Consider the following 20,335-nt stretch of genomic DNA (forward strand, 5'->3'; position numbering starts at 1 on the left):
AAAGTATGGCTGATATATCATCAAATTTCCTTGGCATCAAATCGCCAAACCCTTTTTGGTTGGCCAGTGCACCGCCTACCGACAAAAAAATAAATGTACTCCGTGCCTTTGAAGCGGGTTGGGGTGGCGTGGTATGGAAAACACTGGGTAGCCAGGTAAAAAATGTTTCCTCCCGCTATTCGGCTGTTAATTATGGTGGTAGCAAGATAATGGGCTTCAATAATATTGAGTTGATTAGCGACAGGCCACTGGACATCAACTTAAAAGAAATAACAGAGTGCGTTAAATTATTCCCCGATAGGGCAATGATTGTATCGTTAATGGCAGATAACAACCGTGAGGCTTGGCACGAACTCATCAAAAAATGTGAAGATGCCGGCGCAATGGGTTTTGAGCTAAACTTCGGTTGCCCACATGGTATGACAGAGCGTGGCATGGGAGCCGCCGTGGGTCAAGATCCTGAAATTGCCAAAATGGTAGTGGAATGGGTAATGGAAAAAGCAACCATTCCGGTTATTACCAAGCTTACACCAAATGTACATTCTGTTGTACCTACTGGCCGTGCGGCGGTGCAAGGTGGTACAAATGCCTTGAGCTTAATCAATACCATCCAAAGCGTTACGGGTATAGATTTGGACACTTTGGTGCCCAATCCTTATGTAGCAGGGAAAAGCGTGTTTGGTGGGTATTGCGGCCCTGCCGTGAAACCAATTGCCTTGAAAATGCTCACTACTATTTCGCAAGACCCACTTACTTCCAAAGTGCCTATTAGTGGTATTGGTGGTGTAAGTACTTGGAGAGATGCGGTAGAATTCATGTTGCTAGGCAGCAGCACGGTACAAGTTTGTACCGCCGCCATGAAGCATGGTTTCCGTATTGTAGAAGATATGTGCGAAGGCCTAAACAACTGGATGGACGAAAAAGGCTTTGCTACCATTGAGGACTTTATTGGCAAAAGCGTTGAAAAAATTACCCATTGGGAAGATTTGGATATTAACTATCACCACATTGCAAAAATAAATCAGGATAAATGTATCCATTGCGGCTTGTGCTATATTGCTTGTGAAGATACCTCGCACCAGTCAATCAACCTTGCTTACGGAAAGCCTTACAACACCTATACTATCAAGGAAGAAGAGTGCGTAGGGTGCAACCTTTGCCAGTTGACTTGCCCTGTGGATGATTGTATTACGATGGAAGAACACCGTGTAGCCCCAGATTATATCAATTGGAAAATGTGGCAGGCAGAAGGAAGACCTTTGAATGACCATTAATATTTTAGGCTTATTTTTTTAGGGATGCCAACTTTCAAAAAGTTGGCATCCCTTTTTTCTTTGCTACTGTCGCCAACCAACTTAAAATCAATAGTTTTTTAAATAAAAGGCATGGTATTTTCATTATTAGGATAAATTAAAAATTATAATAATGAAAAAAAGTATCTTAGTTACATCAGCCGCTGCGGTCTTGATGGTTGTAGCCTGCAACAACAACACTACACCTGCAAATGCAGTAGCACCCAATGCAGACAGTGCCGTTACCACTACTACCACTACCAAAACAGTTTATTCCAAACGCCGTTTGGAAGGCACTAAATTGGTTGACATACAAAATAATAAAACAATCGTATTAAAGTACGATACAGTGCATTATTACTATGTAGATGCTGCCACCAACGAGCCACCTAAAAGTTATTACTACGATGAAGCCACCAAAGACACTTTTGACTACAGGGGCTATTTGGTAAACAACAGCCTGATTGCAAAAGACGGCAACTATACGGTAGATGAAGCCAAATTGATGGACAATCCTTATAATGTAGAAGTAAAGAAAGACATGGTTATTGTCACTGCTCCAGATAGTGCTGTAAGCAAGAAAATGAAAGACAATGGCAATGCATACAAAGAAAAAACCGATACCAGTAAAGTAAAAATTACTTCCCGCAAAACAAAAATAAAAATCAAGAATGATAACTAGTTAGTCTGTATAATATTTTGTAAAGCCGCTTTGTACAAAGCGGCTTTTTTAGGCATTCCTTGTAAATGGGAAAATTTTTTGTCGATTTTTTTGTTCCTTCATTTTTCTGGTTATTTTTTATTTTTATGGTTGGTGTTTTTGATGGGTCTTGATAAGTTTTTCCCTTTAGGGTCATTTCCTGGCATAGGTATCCAATCAACTGCCTTACTAAGGCTGTTTTCAATAGATTTTAACTGCAAAATCTAGGTTTAAAAAAGTATCCTATGGGGGAAATTTTGGATACTCATGGGGGCATATTTCCCCCATATAGGATTTTTATTTTGGACTATATACCTTTTCATGCCAATTTTACATTAAAAGTGGAACTAGGGGCATCTTGGCCTTGCCTCCCGAATCGAATTTTAGTTTACTTAGGAAAATGATAATCCACCATCAAAATCTTATCAGTTTCTTATCAATAAATTATCATTCTATTATAGTAAAACTATCATTCCATTATCAATAAATTATCATAAAATTCACTTAAATTATAATAAAAAATGAGGCCAAAAAAACAAAAAATAGTTGAATAACAATGAGTTACAAGCAAAAAAGATAGGCTAGAAAAAAAAGAAATCACGGAAAAAGAAGAAAAAAATCATTTCAAATGTTCGCTTAGTTCTTCTTATTCCCTCGTTTGTTCTTGCTCCATCTCCCTTGTTCTTACCCCCCTCTCCCTTTGGAGAGGGTTAGGTGAGATTGGGAATTAGGGTACGACTATCACCATCAATTATATATCTCGCTGATAAATTAAAAAGGGGAATAAAAAGCGAAGATTTGAAATGCACCCAAAAGTTAAGGGGAAACAAAAGTGGATACTTGCAAAAACTGGCATATACACAATTACGGCAGCCTTATGCATTTGGAAACAAGAATTGAAACCAATGCTATTATCAGTGAATAAAAAATGTGGATTAGCAATGCAAGCTTGTTAAAAAGTTAGTTAAAAAGATGTTTGAAGCAAAGTGTTGTATTCAAGATATATCTGCCTTAAATGGCGTGATAATAATAGCTTAAAAAAAGCAACTACTTGCTTGCACTTTTTTTCAAGTTAGTACCTAGCAATATCCAATTTTTGAGAAACCAACTTTGCAATCATTAACTCCTCATCTGTTTTAATAACTAGCACCGCAACTTTGCTTTTTTCAGTAGAAATAACAGGGGCATTACTTTTGTTTTTTATTTCATCCAGTTCTATGCCCAAAAAGCCTAGCCCATTGCATATTTTGCTGCGTATTGCTGGCGAATGTTCGCCAATGCCGCCAGCAAAAACCAATGTATCCAGCCCCTCCAGCACGGCTGCAAAAGAGCCAATCCATTTCTTTGTTTGGTAACAGAATAGTTCTATGGCTTCACTGGCACGATTATCATGATATTCCTTTTCCATCAACTCTCGCAAGTCGGCACTTGTTTCCGATATACCCAAAAGGCCAGATTCATGGTTTATCAAGTGGTTAAATTGCTTTGGGTTAAGTTTTTCAAACTGCATTAAATACCATACCACGCTAGGGTCTAGGTCGCCGCATCTTGTACCCATTGGCAACCCTGATACGGGTGTAAAACCCATGCTCGTATCCATGCATTTGCCGTCCTTAACGGCAGCAAGGCTTGCACCACTGCCTAGGTGTGCCAAAATTACCTTGCCATTTGCAACTTTTTTCCCTGCTTGATTTTGTAATTCGCCCATCAGGTAGGTGTATGAAAGCCCGTGGAAGCCGTACCGTTGTATGCCTTTGGCAAAATAGCGGCGAGGGATGGGTAGCATTTTGGCAACAAGCGGCATCTTAGAATGAAAGGAAGTATCGAAACAAGCTATCTGTGGCAATTGAGGGTAATGCTTGCCAAATAGTTCTATGAGTTTAATTTCTTCTGGTAAATGCTCGGGATCGTAGCTGCTTATTTGTTTCAGCTCGGCCAATAACGCAGGCGTTATTTTTTCTGGGGCTGTGTGCTGCATACCATGCACAATCCTATGGCCAATGGCAATGATTGAAGTAAACTCCTGCTGTTTCTCCAGCAAGCTTACCAGCAGTTTTGCGGCTTCGTCATAGTTTGCTGCTTGCGCAGGTATCGTTTTTTTTTGCCCAGCAATGGTGTTTTGAAAACTGAGCGTGGCTTTTGCACTGCCTATGCTTTCTATTTGCCCAAAAAGCAACTTAGTAAAAAGGCCATCGATTGAATAAAAGGCAAACTTGATACTGGAAGACCCGCCATTGATGGTTAATATCATTTCATAGGTTTATTTATAAATAAGGTTTAATACTCACCACATCGAAATGCTTTTTTAGCCACAAAGGCACAAAAACACTAAAAAAAGAAGGCTAAAAGGTATTGATAACCTAATTTTTCTTCTTTTTTCTTCTCTTCTTCTTCCTTTAAAACTTTGTACCTCTTTGTGTCTTCGTGGCAGATTAACCAAACTTGTACCTGAATAGTTACCTAATCAATGTTTAACCCAATTGCTGCTAATTCACTTGCCGTTGATGAATAATCCTTGTGCAAAATGCCCTTGATGCCTAAGTCTGCAGAAACATCTATTAACATAGGTGTATCTTCTATATAAATTACTTCACTGGGCTGCACCTGTGCAATGTTTAATGCCATGCGGAAAATATCTGCATCTGGCTTTCTTAAATGCACATAGCAAGATGAAATAAAAAAATCGACAAATGTTGCCAACTGGAATTTTTGTATCCTGTATTCATTTAACACCTTTGCCTCATTGCTTACCACAGCTATCTTTAACCCGTATTTTTCTTTTAGTTTTTTTATAAGGTTAATCATCTCAGGAAACGGGGTAGTTTGGGAAAACATAAAATCCCTAAACTGTTCATTGGTAAACTCACGCTCCTTATAAAACACAACCCGTTTCAAATATTCGTCCAGTGCCAACTTCCCTTCCTCGTGCGAAACAAATATAACCTGGTGCCGATTTTCCATTTCCTCGAAATCAATGTTGAACATGCTAGCTGCCAAGTGCCGAGACTGATGCGACCACCCATTGCTAAGAAGTACGCCCCCAATATCTACGAATAAAGTAGTAATTGCCCCTTTTATTTCCATGAGTATGTATTAAACAATAAAGTTAATGCACCAATTATAATGGCACGCAAACATTATTGGTATCTTAACACAACCCGTGCCGTAAAATTATTTAATCATCAGTACAATTATTGCACGCACCTGAAACCCAGATGCTCCATGCCACTATCCTCCGATGTTTTCATGCGGCGTGCCACACGGTAGCCAGAGCAATAGCTGTCGTTGCAAAGAAATGAGCCACCCCTTATAACCCTTTTGGTAACCAATGGCTCCTGCGGGTCATAGCTTTTTGATGGGCCTTGGGGGTTAGTAACACCTTCGGGCTTATTGGTTGCAGCATAGTATTGGCTATTGTAATAATCTGCACACCATTCCCATACATTACCAGCCATATCAAATAAACCGTACCCATTGGGCTGGAAAGATTTTACTGGGGCTGAATAGTAAAAATGATCTTCCACCGTATTCTTATTAGGGAACTGGCCTTGCCAGTAATTGGCTTTTTGTTTGCCTGTACCTACTGGTTCATCACCCCAAGGATAAATTTTATTGTTCAAACCACCCCTTGCTGCAAATTCCCATTCTGCTTCAGTTGGAAGGCGCTTGCCCGACCATTTGCAATAAGCAACAGCATCTGTCCAGGCAATATGCACCACCGGATAGTTTTCTTTTCCTTTAATGTCGCTGCCGGAACCATGTGGGTGTTTCCAGTTAGCACCAGATTTCCACTCCCACCATTGGCCGTAATCATCCTGGCCTACAGGTTTGTCAGGCTGCTTAAATACCAATGAAGCAGCAACTAACACACTTTCATCCGGTTTGGGTGTACCGGGAGGCAATTGCTTTTTTAGTTCTTCCCAATCTGGTTTGCGCTCTGCGATTGTGATATAATGCGTGGCATCTACAAATTTGGCAAATTGGGCATTGGTTACTTCGTTTACATCTATCCAAAAGCCACTAACGGTTACTTTGTGTTTGGGGTATTCGTCTTCGGAAGCTTGTTTATTATCGCCACCCATCATAAACGTACCGCCGGGTACCCAAACCATACCTTCGGTAGATGCTTTTTTATTGCTATCCGGCAGGCAATTGGCAAGTGTACCTTTTACACCAAAGCGGTTGGGGAGATTAGATTCGCAGCAAATAGCTTTTGTTTTTTTTTGTACCTGTACCTCAGCAACAGCTGTGTCTTGGGCTGTCTGTTCTTGTTTTGTATTCTTGCATGCTGCAAGGGAAACCAAGCCTATTAAAAAGATATTCTTGAATATTTTCATTTTGCTTTATTCTAATTCTTGTCTTAAATTCCATTCAAGTAGACTATTGAAAGCACTAAAATGCTTAAATTTGTTTGTAAATTTAATACTCATGCTTACTACTATCAAAGGTGTTTACCATAATGGGCAGATTATTTTAGAAGAAGCCCCTGATACTTCCATGCCAGTTGAAGTACTTGTTACATTTACAAAAGATGTGGAAGTACAACCAAAAGAAAAAAAACCTCTGGTTTTTGGATTTGCTAAAGGCAGTGTCCTCTATATGGCTCCTGATTTTAATGCCCCCCTTGACGAACTAAAAGATTATTAATGAAATTGCTTTTAGATACCCATGCATTAATATGGTTTATGGAAGGCAATACTTTTCTTTCAGAAAAAGCAAAGAACTCTATTGAAAACCCATTGAACACAAAGTTCGTAAGTATAGCGTCCTATTATGAAATGACAATAAAGCTAAAAAACAGGTAAATTGAATTTAAAGTACTCACTTTCTTTTTTTCTTAATGAACCTGTAAGCCGTGACATAATTATATTACCCATTTCAGAGAAGTATTTACTTGCATATTAAGATGTTCCCCTTTACCCAACCCACAAAGATATTTTTGATCGTTTAATTATTGCTACTGCACTGGCAGACAATCTTTCCATTTTAACTGTAGATGAACAGTTTGACCATTACAAAGACCTGATTAACATTGTGTGGTAAGTCTAAGTCCTTTTATTTACTAACTGTTATTGCCGACTGACGTTTCACTTCATCTGGCAGGTTTAGAAAGCCGTATTGATGGTTGTATTTTTGCCCCTTTTCCAATACCCATTTCAGGAAAGCTGTTTCTTCTTTGCTCCTCCCCTTTTCCTTAAATAAGACATACACATTTTCTATCAAGAGCTTAGGGCTGTTTGTTTTTTCGGCGTAATTAATTACTTCGTCCAAATTATTGTATATCTTTTCTTGCTCGTCTATTTTACCGTTTTCATTAAAATCGATTGGTACAATGGCGATGCTGTCTACCAATTTCCTGGTTTGGATATTGTAAATAAAACCGAGGTTATTGTAAGAAATGCCATTTTTATCTTGTTTTACTGCTGAAAGTAAATCTTTATCATCACCTACCACTCCAATGCCTTTGATATCCTTCTGCTCACTACCAAAATGATTGGCGAATGATTGAGAAGCACAGGCCGACTGCTTGCGTTTATAAACAGTAAAAACTGCATCGGATACTAACGTATTACCAGCAGCCTTTTCGTCAAAATAAACTTCTTTGAAAGAGGCATCTGTAAAGCCTTTTTCTTGTAAAGCTGCTACATCAGGGCGACTGCTGTTTACCACTGGCAATTGTACATAACGGCTAAGGGCAATATAGGTTTTACCGGGTTTTATATCAGATGGAGCCAGTTTGTGCGATACAATGGAAATATCTACACTGTCGGCCGGTATTTTACTGTTTAATATAAAGGTTGTACCGGGGTGCTGTTTACTATATTCATCTATCCATTTTTGCATCAAAGGATAAGTAAGGCGGGTACCTGCAATACGGATGGTGGTTTGCTGAGCGTTTGCAAAGTAGGCGACTGCCAACAATGAAAGGGAGAAGATTACTTTTTTCATTTTAAAGTTTTTATTGCCACAAAGGCTCGAAGGCACAAAGTAGCACAAAGGAAAATATAAGGTTAACGGTTTTATTTAATTACCATAGCATTCCATTTCCTCCGATTAAAACGAGAGGCTACAATATCGGCCATGCTTACGGCATTTGATTTCTTATTCAGGATTAATAATGGAAGCCTACATTGAAAAACAAGGTTTCACAATGCAGGCATGCCACTACTTAACTAACAATTAAAAACACGAAACTTTTCATCATTTTTTCTCTGCTGCCTTTTTGGCTAGTGCCAAACGTTTGTTGGCAACATCTACCCAATCTATCAATGGATATAAGTCATATTTATGCGCTTGCACGTCGAACAAAGCTTTTAATTCAGCCAACTTTGCAGGGTATTTCGTTGCTAGATTGACTGTTTCTGTTGGATCTTCTTTTAGGTTGTACAGTTCCCAAACATCTTTGCTGTAATCGCTTTTAGGCAATACTTTGTTTACATTAAAATTACCAATCACTATATTGTCTGGATAGTGGGCAGCACCGGCTTTCCAGCCATCATCGTAGATTGCCCTTGCACCGAAAATATAGTAATGCTGTATTTTATGGGTAGAAGCTGCAGTTGCATTATTGATGGAATAAAATAATGACTTTCCTTGTAAAGTATCTTGTTTGATACCATGAATAACTGATGGGTTTTTGATACCCACAAAGTCCAATGTGGTAGGCAATATATCTATCACATGCCCGTATTGGTTGCGGATACCACCTTTGTCTTGAATCCCTTTAGGGTAAAATACAATCAAGGGATTGTGTGTACCACCTTCGGCATTTGCATCTTGTTTCCAGAATCTAAATGGGGTATTTGCGGCTTGTGCCCAACCTAATGGGTAATTGGCAGAGCCTTCTGAGGTACCTATCTCGCCTATTTCTTCTAAATTCTTCCTTAGGTATTCTTCTTCAGCTGAATAGGCAGGCGGATTTTTCTTAGGGTCTATAAAGCCATGGTAGGTACCTTCTTTGCTGGCACCGTTATCACCGATCATTACAAAAATAGCTGTGTTATCTAGTTGGTTTATTTCTTTCAGGTAATTTACTACTCTGCTCACTTGGTAGTCTGTATAGGTAAGATAGCCTGCATACACTTCCATGAATTTAGCATATAGTTTCTTTTCTTCTGCTGGCAAACTATTCCACTCTTTTATGTTGGGATTACGGGCTGGCAAAACTGCATTGGCAGGTATTGTACCAAGGCGTTTTTGGTTGTCAAATACCTTCTGGCGGTACACATCCCATCCTTCGTCAAACTGGCCTTTGTATTTGTCGCTCCATTCTGATGCAACTTGGTGTGGGGCATGTGTGGCGGCAGGTGCATAGTATAAGAAGAAAGGCTTGTCTGGTGCTGCTGCTTTTTGCTTGGCTATATAACTGATAGCTTTGTCAGTCAATTGTTCACTGAAGTGCCTGCCATCTGGTTTTACATGTGCATTGTCTTCCACCAAATCGGGTTTGTATTGGTCTGTTTGCGAACCTAAGAATCCAAAGAAATGCTCGAATCCTTTGCCTAAAGGCCAACGGTCGAAAGGACCTGCATCGGTAGCATCTTCGTCTGGTGTAACACCATATTTACCTACGGCAAATGTATTATAGCCATTGTCCCTTAATATTTCTGCTACTGTTCCTTTTGTTTCAGGGATGCGGCCATCATAACCAGGATAGCCGGCAGACATTACTGTATGGGCAAAACCGCCCATGTGTACGGAATGGCTATTACGACCTGTCAACAATGCCGAACGGGTAGGCGCACAAATGGCGCATGTATGGAAATTGGTGTATCGAAGACCTTGATTGGCCAAACTATCAAAAGTGGGTGTGCTAATCAAGCCACCAAAAGTGCTGGTTGCACCATAGCCGACATCGTCCAACAATATCCATACAACATTGGGTGCGCCTTTGGGGGCTGTTGGTACTGGTGGGTACCATTCTTTTGAATCGGCGGAGGTTTTGCCTACTACACCTTTAAAAGGCTCTTTTGATTGGGCATTTGCTGTAGCACCTGCTATAAGGAATGCTGATGCTGCGATTATTTTTTTATACATGTTATCTATTATGAATTATGAATTATGAGTTGATGAGTTATTTCCTTTAAATCACGCCTTTTTTGCCATTTTGACACCTTTAAAAGCTCGGTTCTTTTAGCCTATCGCTCCATCATCGCTCCAAGGTCTCTCCAAGGTAGCTCCGCTTCCTGTCCGTTATAGACGTACTGAAGTTTTATGACAGACTGTCTTATTAGGCAATCCTATAAGCACCTTGGTATTCTGGCTCTTCTTGTTCCAGTTCTTCACCACCTACTACTGGGCCGTTGGCCGCTAATTCGCTACCTTCTTTTTTGGATTTGAAGATGGGCCATAGGAACTGGGCATACCATTCTTCCTGCTTGTAATGTTTCAATCCAAAGCCTGTGGGGTATTGGCGGGTTATGATGCCTGTCTTGAAAATTACATCCCATATAAAAAACATATTACCGAAGTTGCCTTTGTAATAGCCAATGCCATCATCGGTTGTGTCGGCATGGTGGGCATGGTGTGTGGCAGGGGTGGAAATCAATCTTTCCAATACCCAGGCTACAGGATGTAATACTTTGTATTTGTAAAAAGGCTTGTCCCAACGGATGCTGGAATGTGCCGCTAACGTAATGATTGATTTTATCACGGTAACAAACAAGGCAGAATAGCCCAAGCCAAGGTACACCAAGGCAGAAGTAACATATATCTGCGAAAAGAAAACAGTGTAGATAAAGTTTTGCCTGCTTGCCATGGCCATGCCCATATAAGGCGCAGAATGGTGTGTGCGGTGGAAACGCCACAATACTGGCAATTGGTGGTGCAAACGGTGGTACCAATATTGGGTAAGGTCGTCTGCAATGGCAATTAGGAAAAAGCCACCCCAGAAAGGTACCCATGAAAATACATTCGCTAGGTGTGGTATTGCCAATGGCAGTACATGCAAACTAAAATAAGCCGTAACCGGGGGCATTAAAAACTTAGGCGCCACGTAGCAAACAATATCAATCTTGCGTTCGCTGCTTGTCCATTTATTGTCATAGAGGCCAAAGGCAAATTCTACGGCTCCCAATACAAAAGTAATTGCGTAGAAGCCCCATTCCCTAAGGTTGGTGAAAACGGGTGCCAAGAAATGCAGGAAATGCGGGGCAGTTGCCTGTTGGTTTGCAGGAGGGTTTTTCCAAGGTGTTTCACCTGTGATTTGGAAATATACCACTAATGCCAAAATAGGCAAGGCATAAATAAACAGGCTGGTTACAATATCTTTGCCTATTCTTTTGGGTGATGGAGGGAGCGTTTGTGCCATAATCCTTGATTTTTATTTGTTAAGAAACTGACTGATTAAATATAATCCCCCTGCCAAAAGGGCTAAGGGAACAATGAAAGCTGCGATACCGATGGCTATTTTTTTTGCGAGTATTGAGATGTCTTGTAAGGAGAACATATTTTTTGTTTTAAGTTTTATGTTTTGCGTTTTAAGTTATATGCGACTTATTTAAACCTATAAGGTTTTTGAAACCTTATAGGTTTCGCCACTCTATTTCTTATCTGTAGGGGCTGCGGGGGCGAAGAAAGATTTTACACCTGCTTTTAATGTCCTGCCTTTGAATACATCTATCCAATCGACAAGAGGGTATAACTTGTTTTTCTTTGCCTGTACATCAAACTCCTTTTTTAACTCTGCCAATTTCTCTGGATACTTGGCAGCGAGGTTATTAGTCTCTGTAAAATCTTCATTCAGGTTATACAATTCCCACTCGTCTTTTTCGAAATCACCATCTGGGATGGGTTGGCCAGCAGATATGTATTTGCCAAAATCAACAAAGTCTGGATGGTGGGCTGCTGCTGCTTTCCAACCGTCTTTATAGAGCGCCCTGTTACCAAATATGTAGTAATACTGTTCGGTATGTTTTGATGGTGCCGTAGCATTGTCAAAAGCATAAGCCAATGAGGTACCTTGTACATCCTGCTGTGGAACGCTACGTATTTCGGATGGTGTTTTACCCCCAATAAACTCTAAGGTTGTAGGCAATATATCTATTACATGCCCGTATTGGTTACGGATGCCACCTTTATCCGTAATGCCTTTTGGATAAAACACAATCAATGGGTTGTGTGTACCGCCTTCTGCATTGGCATCTTGTTTCCACAACCTGAAAGGGGTATTTGCAGCCTGCGCCCATCCTAATGGATAGTTGGTTTCAGAAGCTAAGGCAGTACCTATTTCGCCAATCTTATCAAGGTTATTTTGAATATTTTTTTGCTCGGAGGGTAGTTTTCCTAAAGGAAAATGGTCAATCACACCGTTATTAGTACCTTCTTTGCTGGCACCATTATCGCCAATGATTACAAATATCAAAGTATTGTCCAGTTGCTTGGAGTCACGCAAGTAATTCACCAACTCCCCTATTTTATGATCGGTATAAGTAAGATAGCCTGCGTAGACTTCCATGAAACGGGCGTAGAGTTTTTTCTCTGCTATTGGCAATGTTTCCCATTCCTTTATATTAGGGTTGCGTGGAGGCAGCACTGCATTGGCAGGTATTACACCTAAGCGTTTTTGGTTGTCGAAGGTTTGTTGGCGATAAGCATCCCAGCCTGCATCGAATTTGCCTTTGTACAAATCGCTCCAATCCGCAGTTACTTGATGCGGGGCATGAACAGCACCAGGGGAATAGTACAAGAAGAAAGGCTTGTCTGGTGCGGCCTTGTGCTGACGCTGTATATAGCTGATGGCTTTATCGGTAATCTGATCGTTTAAGTGCCTGCCATCTGGTGTTACGTGTGCTTGGTCTTCTACCAAATCTGGTTTATACTGGTCTGTTTGAGAGCCTAGGAAACCAAAGAAGTGGTCGAAGCCTTTGCCAGTAGGCCAATGGTCAAATGGACCTGCATCGGTAGCCTCTTCATCAGGTGTAACACCATATTTGCCTACTGCAAAAGTATTATATCCATTATCACGCAGTATTTCTGCAATTGTACCTGCGGAGGAAGGCACACGACCATCCCAACCGGGGAAACCAGCGGAAGCACCTACATGAGAGAAGCCCCCCTCGTGTACGTTGGAACTATTCCTGCCCGTTAACAAGGCAGCCCTTGTTGGGGCGCAAATGGCACAGGTATGGAAATTGGTAAAGCGAAGACCATTATTTGCCAAGCTATCAAATGTGGGTGTCTTGATTAAGCCACCGAAAGTACTGCTGGCACCATAGCCCACATCGTCCAATAAAATCCAGACTACATTGGGCGCACCCTTGGGTGCCTTGGGAAGCTCAGGCCAATCGGCCTTTGACTCTTTTACGGTTTTTCCTATTGTGCCCTTGAATTCGGGGGTTTGCGCATGGATGGCAGTTGCCGAGGCAATTGCAAAAGCCGATGCGGTAAATATTTTTTTATACATAGTATATTTTTTAGTAGACAGTTTACAGTAGTCAGTAGACAGACTTTAGATTAATTCCAACCTGGGTTTTGTTTGAAATTGGGGTTGCGGCCACCGTATAAATCAATTTCCGTTTGTGGAATAGGGAATAATGTGTCTTTTAATGTTGCAGCGGCTTTGGGGTTGCCAGGCATTGCTTTTACAGACTGTAAGTAGTATTGACCCGGCCCTCTATCGGTACGTCTTACCAAATCGAACCAGCGTTGGCTTTCCTGTATAAATTCCCTTCTCCTTTCGGTGAAAACAGAATCACGAAAATCGGCTTGGTTTAGCCCTGACAAGTCGTTTGCGTGGCTAGTATAGGCCCCATTGCTTTTGTAATTGTATGCAGCGTAAGCACCATTACTTATGTAGGTGTTTGCATTATAGGCACGTCCCCTAACAATATTGATTGCATTGTACGCATCTGGATTAGGACCGCCATTCAATTCATTCAATACCTCTGCATATAACAGCAACACATCAGCGTATCTTATTACAGGAAAATTAACCTTGCTGTTTGCCCCTTGGGTTCCCGCTAAGCCATTGGTAAACCCTGCACTTTGGTCGACAAACTTCAAGAAATTGTAGTAAGGCCATTTAACCCATGCACCTGTGGACTTATTGTAAAGAGAATCGTAAAAAGTGGTGCTACGACGTTGGTCTGCAATATTAAACAGCCCTTCTATCACGCTTGCATCTGCGGGTATATCGGCGGTGTAAGATGTTGGACTCCATACAAAAGAGCTAAGTGTGTTTGTGCTAGTAAAGCCACCAGCAGTACCATTGAACTGTGCAGAGAAGATATGCTCTTTGCCATTTTTTGTACCGGGTTGGAAGGCATCAGAGAAATTGGCGAATAAATCGTAGCCATAGTTACCTGTGGCACTTGCAAAGCCAGAGCCAGCAGTTATTACTTTTTCCAATTCAGTTTTTGCATTTGCCCAATCTTGCCTTGTAACATATACTTTGCCCAACAGTGCATGTGCAGCACCGCCTGTTACCCTACCCAAGTTATTAGCTGAATAGATAGGAAGGGCAGTTGCGGCATTTAAGTCGGCAATAATTTGGAGATAAACGGAATCTTTGGGTGTGCGGCTTACCAAATTGGCAGCGGCTGTATTTACGTTTGCCTGCTCATGCAAAACCAATGGCACATCACCATATAAACGAACCAAGTTGAAGTAATACAATGCTCTTATAAACTTAGCTTCATTAATGAGGTTTGCTTTTGAACGGGTTTTATCGAAAAATATAGAGTCTGGGAGCAAGGAGATGTTATCAACCGCCAAATTGGCTTTATTGATGCCCCAATACAACTGCGCATATATTTTCTTTACCCTATCATTTGTACTTACATAAGTGGCCGTACCTAAAGCCCGTACATCTGGGTTGGTATTTGATGGGCTATACACTTGGTTATCGCTTGGGTTATCGACAATCAGGTTCAAGTTTCTTCCGTAAATAGGGAAGTCATTGTTTACATCAGTTGACAAAGTGCTATACACCGATGTTACTGCTGCAATGGCATCGGACTGTGTTTTATAAAATTGATCTGGCGTTAACGTACCCAATGGATTTTCCGCCAGCTTATTGCAGGAAGAAAAAAGGGTGACAGTGGTAAAAGAGATACTTGCTATTGCTATGATATATTTCTTCATTGCTTACTAATAATTTGAATTAGATAATTGATTTTTAACCTTTATAAGGGTGCTTGTTATTCCGTTAAAAAGTGACATTCACACCTACCAAATACGTTTTATACCGAGGGTATACACCATAATCGATACCTGGTTGCAGGCTATTTTGGTCGTAGAAGTTTGCCTCAGGGTCTTGACCAGCATATTTTGTAATAGTCAACAGGTTTTGTGCAGAAGCATATATCCTAATTTGTTTTGCACGGATTTTTTCTGCAATCCCTTTTGGTATATTGTAGCCCAGCGTAATGTTTTTCAGGCGGATATAAGAGCCATCTTCAATATAAGTGTCCTGTACCTGCATTACTGGCGCATTAACCACTTTTTGGAATGTACCGTGCGGGTTACGAATAGAATCCCATCTATTCAATGCCAAGGCCGTTACATTGCCCATTGTAGTTGTTTTTTCCAACTGCTGTTGCAACAAGTTGAAGATTTTGTTGCCAAAAGAGCCTTGGAAGAAAAAATTTACGTCAAACTCCTTATATGTAATCGTGTTATTCAGGCTAGCCGTAAACTTGGCTTGCGCATTGCCCAAATCGTGCTTATCTGCCGTAGTGATATTGGCACCTGTAAGGCCATTTGCATGTAGGTATTTCCTATCTCCGGTAACTTGAGACACACCTGACAATTTAGGAGCAGGTTTTTTGCCATACACATCCTCAGTAGTTAACAAACCATCTGTGCTATAGCCCCAGAAAGTGCCCACTGGCAGACCGACTTTTACAATTACAGGCGACACCTGACCTGTTGGCGCAGTTGGCTGGAATGATTGACTAGGCCCTAAGCTTAATATCTTGCTGGCGTTAGTAGCATAAATGATGGTTGATTTCCAAGAAAAGTTTTTTGTTTTAATGTTTTCAGTGTTCAAAGACAATTCAAAGCCTTTGTTTTCAAGGCTACCGATGTTTTCAGAAGCAGTGGCATAACCAGTTGTCAACGGAATCAAACCACCACCGCTTACATACAGATTAGAGGTTTTCTTGTAATAAATATCGGCAGTTACGTTAATCCTGTTCTTAACTAAGCCCAAATCGATACCCGCATTGTATTGGGTAGTTGTTTCCCATCCCAAATCTGGGTTGCTTAACTGCGTAGGGGAAAGGCCATTTACGGCGGCAAGTGGACTACCAAAATAATAGCCATTTACGTTGATTGTTTCCAAGGAGCTGTATGCAGGGAAATTGGCATTGCCCACACTACCAGCAGTCAACCTAACTTTCAAATTGCTGATTGTTTTATATTGCTTCAGGAAATTTTCGTCGGAAGCATTCCAAGAGAAGCCGACAGCAGGGAAAAAGCCCCATTTTTTATTTATCCCAGCTGGAGAAGCTCCATCTGCCCTACTAGAGAAGGAGAAATTGTATTTATGATCGAAAGAATATGACAACCGACCCAACCAAGAGTTCCTTGTTTGCAAAGCCTCACCAGAGCCAGACACCTTATTGGCAGTGGCTAGATATAAGTTGTTGTATGTAAGTACATCAGTAGGAAAAGATTGACCTGCCAGAAACCCTGTTTCAGACTTTTGGTATTGGGTAGTGTAACCAGCCAACACGTTGAATGAATTTTTTTCACCAAGATTCAAATCGTAGTTAACTGTGTTTTCATTCAACCAGCTTAGATAAGCGATAGTACCTATAGAACCAGACCCACTAATAGTGCCGGTGTTGTTACCCGCTGCTGTAAAGGATGGGGCATAATAATTCAATTTAGTATTCAGGATATCCACGCCGAAAGTTGATTTCCAAACTAGTTTATCCAATATTTTGTATTCGGCCGAGAAATTGCCCAGCACCCTGGTAAGCTTGGTTTGGTTAACCGTGCTTGCTATATCCTGAATAAGGTTATCCGTGTTATTTTGTCCATTAATAACATTAACAGTAGAATTCAATGCCCCTAGTAAACTGGTATTGTAAGTACCATTTGCATTCTTTGCAGTTTGTAGTGGGTTGGCTATATACAAAGAAGAAAATGCATTGCTAAAATTAATGTCATTATAAGCGTTCCCAGTTGTTTTATTTTCTAAAGAGTTGCTACCAAAAATATTTGTGGCTAACTTGAGCTTGGACGTAAAATTCTTTTCGTAGTTGAACCGAGCGGAATATCTTTTAAAATTGGTGCTCAATACAAGCCCATCCTGGCTATAATAATTGCCAGACAAAGAATACCTTGATTTATCATCACCCCCATAAATATTCAATTGGTGGTTTTGCACTGTACTTGGCTTAATGGCTGCACCAACCCAATCCTGTGACACGCCAGCCGCACCTAGAGAATCTATATATTTTTTACTTGCTGCAGCACTGGTCTGTATGCTAGGAGTTGCCTTATATAAATCATCGAAAAGACTAGCCCATTGTGGGCCATTCAGTACATTTAATGTTTTACTTTGACGCTGCGTGCCATAAGATGTACTATAGGAAATGTTATTAGAACCTTTTGTACCCTTTTTGGTAGTTATAATAACTACCCCATTAGCACCACGGCTACCGTAGATAGCTGTTGCGGCAGCATCTTTTAATATATCGATAGATTCTATATCGCCAGGATTTATAGTGGACAAACCATTGGAAGATACACCTGAAACACCTGTGCCAGAAGCTGGAGCAAGGTTAGTAAGATTGTTGTCATTGTAATAAATAAATCCGTCTATTACGTATAAAGGGTCATTACCAAAACTGAGGGAATTACCTCCACGTATACGGATGCTTGCTGTTGCGCCGGGCTGCCCCGAGCTTTGTGTAACAGCAACACCTGCAACAGCTCCTTGCAACAAATTATCGAAAGAAGGGGTTGTTTGGGTAAACCTATCCTTGGAAACTGAACCAACGGAACCTGTTACTTCTTTTTTCTTTTGCGTACCATAACCAACCACCACTACATCGTTCAACTGGCCAGAAGCCTCTTGCAAGTATATGGTAACAGGTTTTGCTTCGGTAACCAAAACTTCTTGTGTTTGGTAGCCTACAAAGCTTACCAAGTATGTAACTGGCACTTTTTGCCCGGTTACAAACTGGAAAAAGCCTTTTAAATCTGTTATTACTTCGTGGGTTGTACCTTTAATGTGGATGGTTGCGCCAGCGAGTGGGGTTTTGTATTTGGCATCTTCTACCCTACCATTTAAGGATAAATTATTATTTTGTGCAAATACACCTGCCGACCCTAACAATACGAGTAGACTGAGGAAAGATTGTTTGTAAAATTTATGTATTCTCATCGTTTCTTTAGTTTAAGTCTACTTGCAAAATAGACTAATAAGATAAAATTTGGCTTTACCAGTATCCATAGCAAGGCTTAACGCCCCAAAAGGGGCTTAACCTTTGTAGTAAAAGCAAAGCAGGAAAATATTGTCTGTTATATGCACCAATATGTATTCAGTGCCAAGAATTTATACCTAACAGCAACTGGTAATACACACAGTTAACCAACCACCGGAAAACAGTATAATAAATTACACAGTTGCCGTTAGGTTTATAACATATTGCTAATAAGTGGTAAGTTATAAGTCGTAAGTGAAAACACACGACTAGACCACTAACTTACTTGCAATACGCCTTTAGTAAAATTTGGGAATTTAATACTGCTTGCTTAGCAACAACAGCAACGAGAGGAGTTGTAGGAGAATTGTTTTTTACTGTAAAAGCCCACCTTAGTGCAAGGATGCACTGTTCTTTTTAAAGATTGCATTTTTTATACATTTTAATGTAAAGGCTTTTTTGCTGGTGGTTAACAAAAATTCCTTTGGGTTAATGAGTAACTGTTACTTTACCCACTCAATTAGTCCACAAAAATAGTAGGTTAAAATCAATTCACCAAATTTTTTTTCCTTTCTTTATTTGTTGCTACTAAAGTGCAAGTTTGGTTAATCTGCCACGAAGGAACTAAGGCACAAAGAAGCACAGAGTTTTAAGGGAAGAAAAGAAAAAAAGAAGAGCAAATAAATACCCCTAAATGGCTAAAGCCATGATAGTAAACTGCAATATTGGGAAAATTGTTTTGGCAATCTTATCAAGCATTGGTGTGCTGTGATTTTTGTTACCATTTATATTGAAAAACAATAGCCAACCTATATAGGATTTTACCTACAAAGATTGGCTATTGGCAGGGGCGATCCCTGCCTCAACTTACCACTTACTACTTATTACCACGCATGTCGTGGAGCATAATCATCGTATTTATTGCCAATTAAAAACCCGACCAATATTTCGTGCGTGCCCCTGCTGATGGCATTAAGGGCAGACGTGGTATAATCGTAAGAATAACCAATGTTGATAGAATAATTGATGTTCAAGCCAAGCATTGCCGTGAAGCCATCCTGGTAGCGGTAGCCACCCCCTACCCAAATCTTGTTTTGGTATTCCAGCTTTGTGTTAATGTCAAAACCAACTGGCAATGGGCTTATATAACGAACCAGCACGCTAGGCAAAAGCGTAAGGTCCTCGTCCAGCTCAAACTTGTAGCCCGCTTGTGCAAAAATATGCGGCACAAACTTGCCTACTGTTTTTACAGAGTCGCTACTATTAGAATAATCAGTAAAATACAATTTGTCTGGCACTATTTGCTGCGCTGCAAGCCCTATGAAATAATTCTTGGAATACAACCATAGCCCGGCACTAATGTCGGGGTTTATCTTGTTCAATATGCCCGTGCTTGTACCCACGGCAGGGTCGCTGCCCCCACCAGTGCCGTTGGCACTACCATCGAAGTTTAGCTTGCTGGCATCAAGGCTCATCTGCGTGATGCCAGCGCTTACGCCCAGTGCCAGATTGGTGGTGCTGGTAAGGTTGAGGTGGTAAGCATAAGTACCATAAGCCGCAAAGCGATTCAGCGGACCCGTTTTGTCGTTCAAAATGGTAAAGCCAACCCCACCATGCGAATCTGGTGGCTGGTAGGGTGTGCCACCAAGCATATTGTTAGTGCCACTTGGGTAAACGCTGGTGGGGGTTTCCCTATCTATATCGTACAATTTCTTTTTTGTAGGCGCACTAATGGTAAGGTAAGTAGTTACCGGGGCATCCGTAAGCCCCACCCACTGCACACGGTGGCTGGCTTTGATGTCGGTATAATTATCGATACCTGCCACGGCTGGGTTAATGAGGTAATTATTTAAAATATATTGGGTATAGTATGGCCTTTGCTGCGCCTTGGCAAAACCTAGGCAAGCAAAAAGGGAAAATGAGAGCACAATTTTTTTCACACCAATTTGTTTAATGTTTCAAAT

General features: G+C 40.8%; 15 protein-coding genes. 5 read left to right on the forward strand and 10 right to left on the reverse strand.

The annotated features are described in order from the left end of the window. Window positions 1-5 precede the first annotated feature (5 nt). Both preA and ACHFIY_RS00155 read left to right on the forward strand, forming a co-directional pair. Complete coding sequence (gene preA / locus ACHFIY_RS00150; RefSeq protein WP_410844007.1) at window positions 6-1,274, forward strand: NAD-dependent dihydropyrimidine dehydrogenase subunit PreA; 1,269 nt, start codon at window positions 6-8, stop codon at window positions 1,272-1,274. 151 nt (window positions 1,275-1,425) lie between these two features. Then, window positions 1,426-1,974 (forward strand): hypothetical protein, encoded by a 549-nt coding sequence (locus ACHFIY_RS00155; protein WP_410844008.1) that lies wholly within the window; start codon window positions 1,426-1,428, stop codon window positions 1,972-1,974. A 1,090-nt stretch (window positions 1,975-3,064) separates the two neighbouring features. On the opposite strand, the gene ACHFIY_RS00160 is transcribed toward ACHFIY_RS00155, so the two are convergent. The 3 genes from ACHFIY_RS00160 to ACHFIY_RS00170 all read right to left on the reverse strand — a co-directional run bounded on the left by ACHFIY_RS00160 (window position 3,065) and on the right by ACHFIY_RS00170 (window position 6,329). Next, window positions 3,065-4,243 carry an acetate/propionate family kinase gene (locus ACHFIY_RS00160; protein WP_410844009.1) on the reverse strand — a complete coding sequence of 393 codons (1,179 nt, stop codon included), beginning with the start codon at window positions 4,241-4,243 and terminating at the stop codon, window positions 3,065-3,067. 209 nt (window positions 4,244-4,452) lie between these two features. Then, on the reverse strand, window positions 4,453-5,076 hold the full coding sequence (locus ACHFIY_RS00165) for an HAD family hydrolase (protein ID WP_410844010.1): 624 nt from the start codon (window positions 5,074-5,076) through the stop codon (window positions 4,453-4,455). A gap of 107 nt (window positions 5,077-5,183) precedes the next feature. Further along, window positions 5,184-6,329, reverse strand: a complete 1,146-nt coding sequence (locus ACHFIY_RS00170; protein ID WP_410844011.1) for a formylglycine-generating enzyme family protein — start codon at window positions 6,327-6,329, stop codon at window positions 5,184-5,186. A 91-nt stretch (window positions 6,330-6,420) separates the two neighbouring features. Between ACHFIY_RS00170 and ACHFIY_RS00175 the strand changes: the two genes are divergently transcribed. The 3 genes from ACHFIY_RS00175 to ACHFIY_RS00185 all read left to right on the forward strand — a co-directional run bounded on the left by ACHFIY_RS00175 (window position 6,421) and on the right by ACHFIY_RS00185 (window position 7,035). After that, a complete protein-coding gene (locus ACHFIY_RS00175) occupies window positions 6,421-6,639 on the forward strand; it encodes a hypothetical protein (RefSeq protein ID WP_410844012.1) in 219 nt (72 codons plus the stop codon). Beyond that, window positions 6,639-6,797, forward strand: a complete 159-nt coding sequence (locus ACHFIY_RS00180) for a type II toxin-antitoxin system VapC family toxin (RefSeq protein WP_410844013.1) — start codon at window positions 6,639-6,641, stop codon at window positions 6,795-6,797. Before ACHFIY_RS00175 ends, ACHFIY_RS00180 begins: the two co-directional genes overlap by 1 nt. A 130-nt stretch (window positions 6,798-6,927) precedes the next feature. After that, window positions 6,928-7,035, forward strand: a complete 108-nt coding sequence (locus ACHFIY_RS00185; protein ID WP_410844244.1) for a PIN domain-containing protein — start codon at window positions 6,928-6,930, stop codon at window positions 7,033-7,035. 12 nt (window positions 7,036-7,047) lie between these two features. Here ACHFIY_RS00185 and ACHFIY_RS00190 read toward each other — a convergent pair whose 3' ends face one another. The 7 genes from ACHFIY_RS00190 to ACHFIY_RS00220 all read right to left on the reverse strand — a co-directional run bounded on the left by ACHFIY_RS00190 (window position 7,048) and on the right by ACHFIY_RS00220 (window position 20,311). Beyond that, complete coding sequence (locus ACHFIY_RS00190) at window positions 7,048-7,941, reverse strand: PstS family phosphate ABC transporter substrate-binding protein (RefSeq protein ID WP_410844014.1); 894 nt, start codon at window positions 7,939-7,941, stop codon at window positions 7,048-7,050. A 252-nt stretch (window positions 7,942-8,193) separates the two neighbouring features. Beyond that, window positions 8,194-10,029, reverse strand: a complete 1,836-nt coding sequence (locus tag ACHFIY_RS00195; protein WP_410844015.1) for an arylsulfatase — start codon at window positions 10,027-10,029, stop codon at window positions 8,194-8,196. 193 nt (window positions 10,030-10,222) lie between these two features. Beyond that, window positions 10,223-11,302, reverse strand: a complete 1,080-nt coding sequence (locus ACHFIY_RS00200) for a sterol desaturase family protein (protein WP_410844016.1) — start codon at window positions 11,300-11,302, stop codon at window positions 10,223-10,225. A 231-nt stretch (window positions 11,303-11,533) separates the two neighbouring features. Next, complete coding sequence (locus ACHFIY_RS00205; protein ID WP_410844017.1) at window positions 11,534-13,396, reverse strand: arylsulfatase; 1,863 nt, start codon at window positions 13,394-13,396, stop codon at window positions 11,534-11,536. A 50-nt stretch (window positions 13,397-13,446) separates the two neighbouring features. After that, window positions 13,447-15,075, reverse strand: a complete 1,629-nt coding sequence (locus tag ACHFIY_RS00210) for a RagB/SusD family nutrient uptake outer membrane protein (RefSeq protein WP_410844018.1) — start codon at window positions 15,073-15,075, stop codon at window positions 13,447-13,449. Window positions 15,076-15,139: 64 nt separating this feature from the next. Then, window positions 15,140-18,331 carry a SusC/RagA family TonB-linked outer membrane protein gene (locus tag ACHFIY_RS00215; protein WP_410844019.1) on the reverse strand — a complete coding sequence of 1,064 codons (3,192 nt, stop codon included), beginning with the start codon at window positions 18,329-18,331 and terminating at the stop codon, window positions 15,140-15,142. Window positions 18,332-19,255: 924 nt separating this feature from the next. Continuing rightward, window positions 19,256-20,311 carry a PorP/SprF family type IX secretion system membrane protein gene (locus tag ACHFIY_RS00220; protein ID WP_410844020.1) on the reverse strand — a complete coding sequence of 352 codons (1,056 nt, stop codon included), beginning with the start codon at window positions 20,309-20,311 and terminating at the stop codon, window positions 19,256-19,258. Between the last annotated feature and the right edge of the window lie 24 nt (window positions 20,312-20,335).

The organism is Parasediminibacterium schistidii (genome assembly GCF_046546515.1).
Lineage (GTDB): Bacteria > Bacteroidota > Bacteroidia > Chitinophagales > Chitinophagaceae > Parasediminibacterium.

What these genes read in the sequence shown, in the direction of transcription:
- ACHFIY_RS00205 (WP_410844017.1), bottom strand. Translation starts at nt 13,396, where the DNA reads ATGTATAAAAAAATATTTACCGCATCGGCTTTTGCAATTGCCTCGGCA.
- ACHFIY_RS00195 (WP_410844015.1), bottom strand. Translation starts at nt 10,029, where the DNA reads ATGTATAAAAAAATAATCGCAGCATCAGCATTCCTTATAGCAGGTGCT.
- ACHFIY_RS00165 (WP_410844010.1), bottom strand. Translation starts at nt 5,076, where the DNA reads ATGGAAATAAAAGGGGCAATTACTACTTTATTCGTAGATATTGGGGGC.
- ACHFIY_RS00210 (WP_410844018.1), bottom strand. Translation starts at nt 15,075, where the DNA reads ATGAAGAAATATATCATAGCAATAGCAAGTATCTCTTTTACCACTGTC.
- ACHFIY_RS00180 (WP_410844013.1), top strand. Translation starts at nt 6,639, where the DNA reads ATGAAATTGCTTTTAGATACCCATGCATTAATATGGTTTATGGAAGGC.
- ACHFIY_RS00190 (WP_410844014.1), bottom strand. Translation starts at nt 7,941, where the DNA reads ATGAAAAAAGTAATCTTCTCCCTTTCATTGTTGGCAGTCGCCTACTTT.
- ACHFIY_RS00215 (WP_410844019.1), bottom strand. Translation starts at nt 18,331, where the DNA reads ATGAGAATACATAAATTTTACAAACAATCTTTCCTCAGTCTACTCGTA.
- preA (WP_410844007.1), top strand. Translation starts at nt 6, where the DNA reads ATGGCTGATATATCATCAAATTTCCTTGGCATCAAATCGCCAAACCCT.
- ACHFIY_RS00160 (WP_410844009.1), bottom strand. Translation starts at nt 4,243, where the DNA reads ATGATATTAACCATCAATGGCGGGTCTTCCAGTATCAAGTTTGCCTTT.
- ACHFIY_RS00170 (WP_410844011.1), bottom strand. Translation starts at nt 6,329, where the DNA reads ATGAAAATATTCAAGAATATCTTTTTAATAGGCTTGGTTTCCCTTGCA.
- ACHFIY_RS00200 (WP_410844016.1), bottom strand. Translation starts at nt 11,302, where the DNA reads ATGGCACAAACGCTCCCTCCATCACCCAAAAGAATAGGCAAAGATATT.
- ACHFIY_RS00175 (WP_410844012.1), top strand. Translation starts at nt 6,421, where the DNA reads ATGCTTACTACTATCAAAGGTGTTTACCATAATGGGCAGATTATTTTA.
- ACHFIY_RS00155 (WP_410844008.1), top strand. Translation starts at nt 1,426, where the DNA reads ATGAAAAAAAGTATCTTAGTTACATCAGCCGCTGCGGTCTTGATGGTT.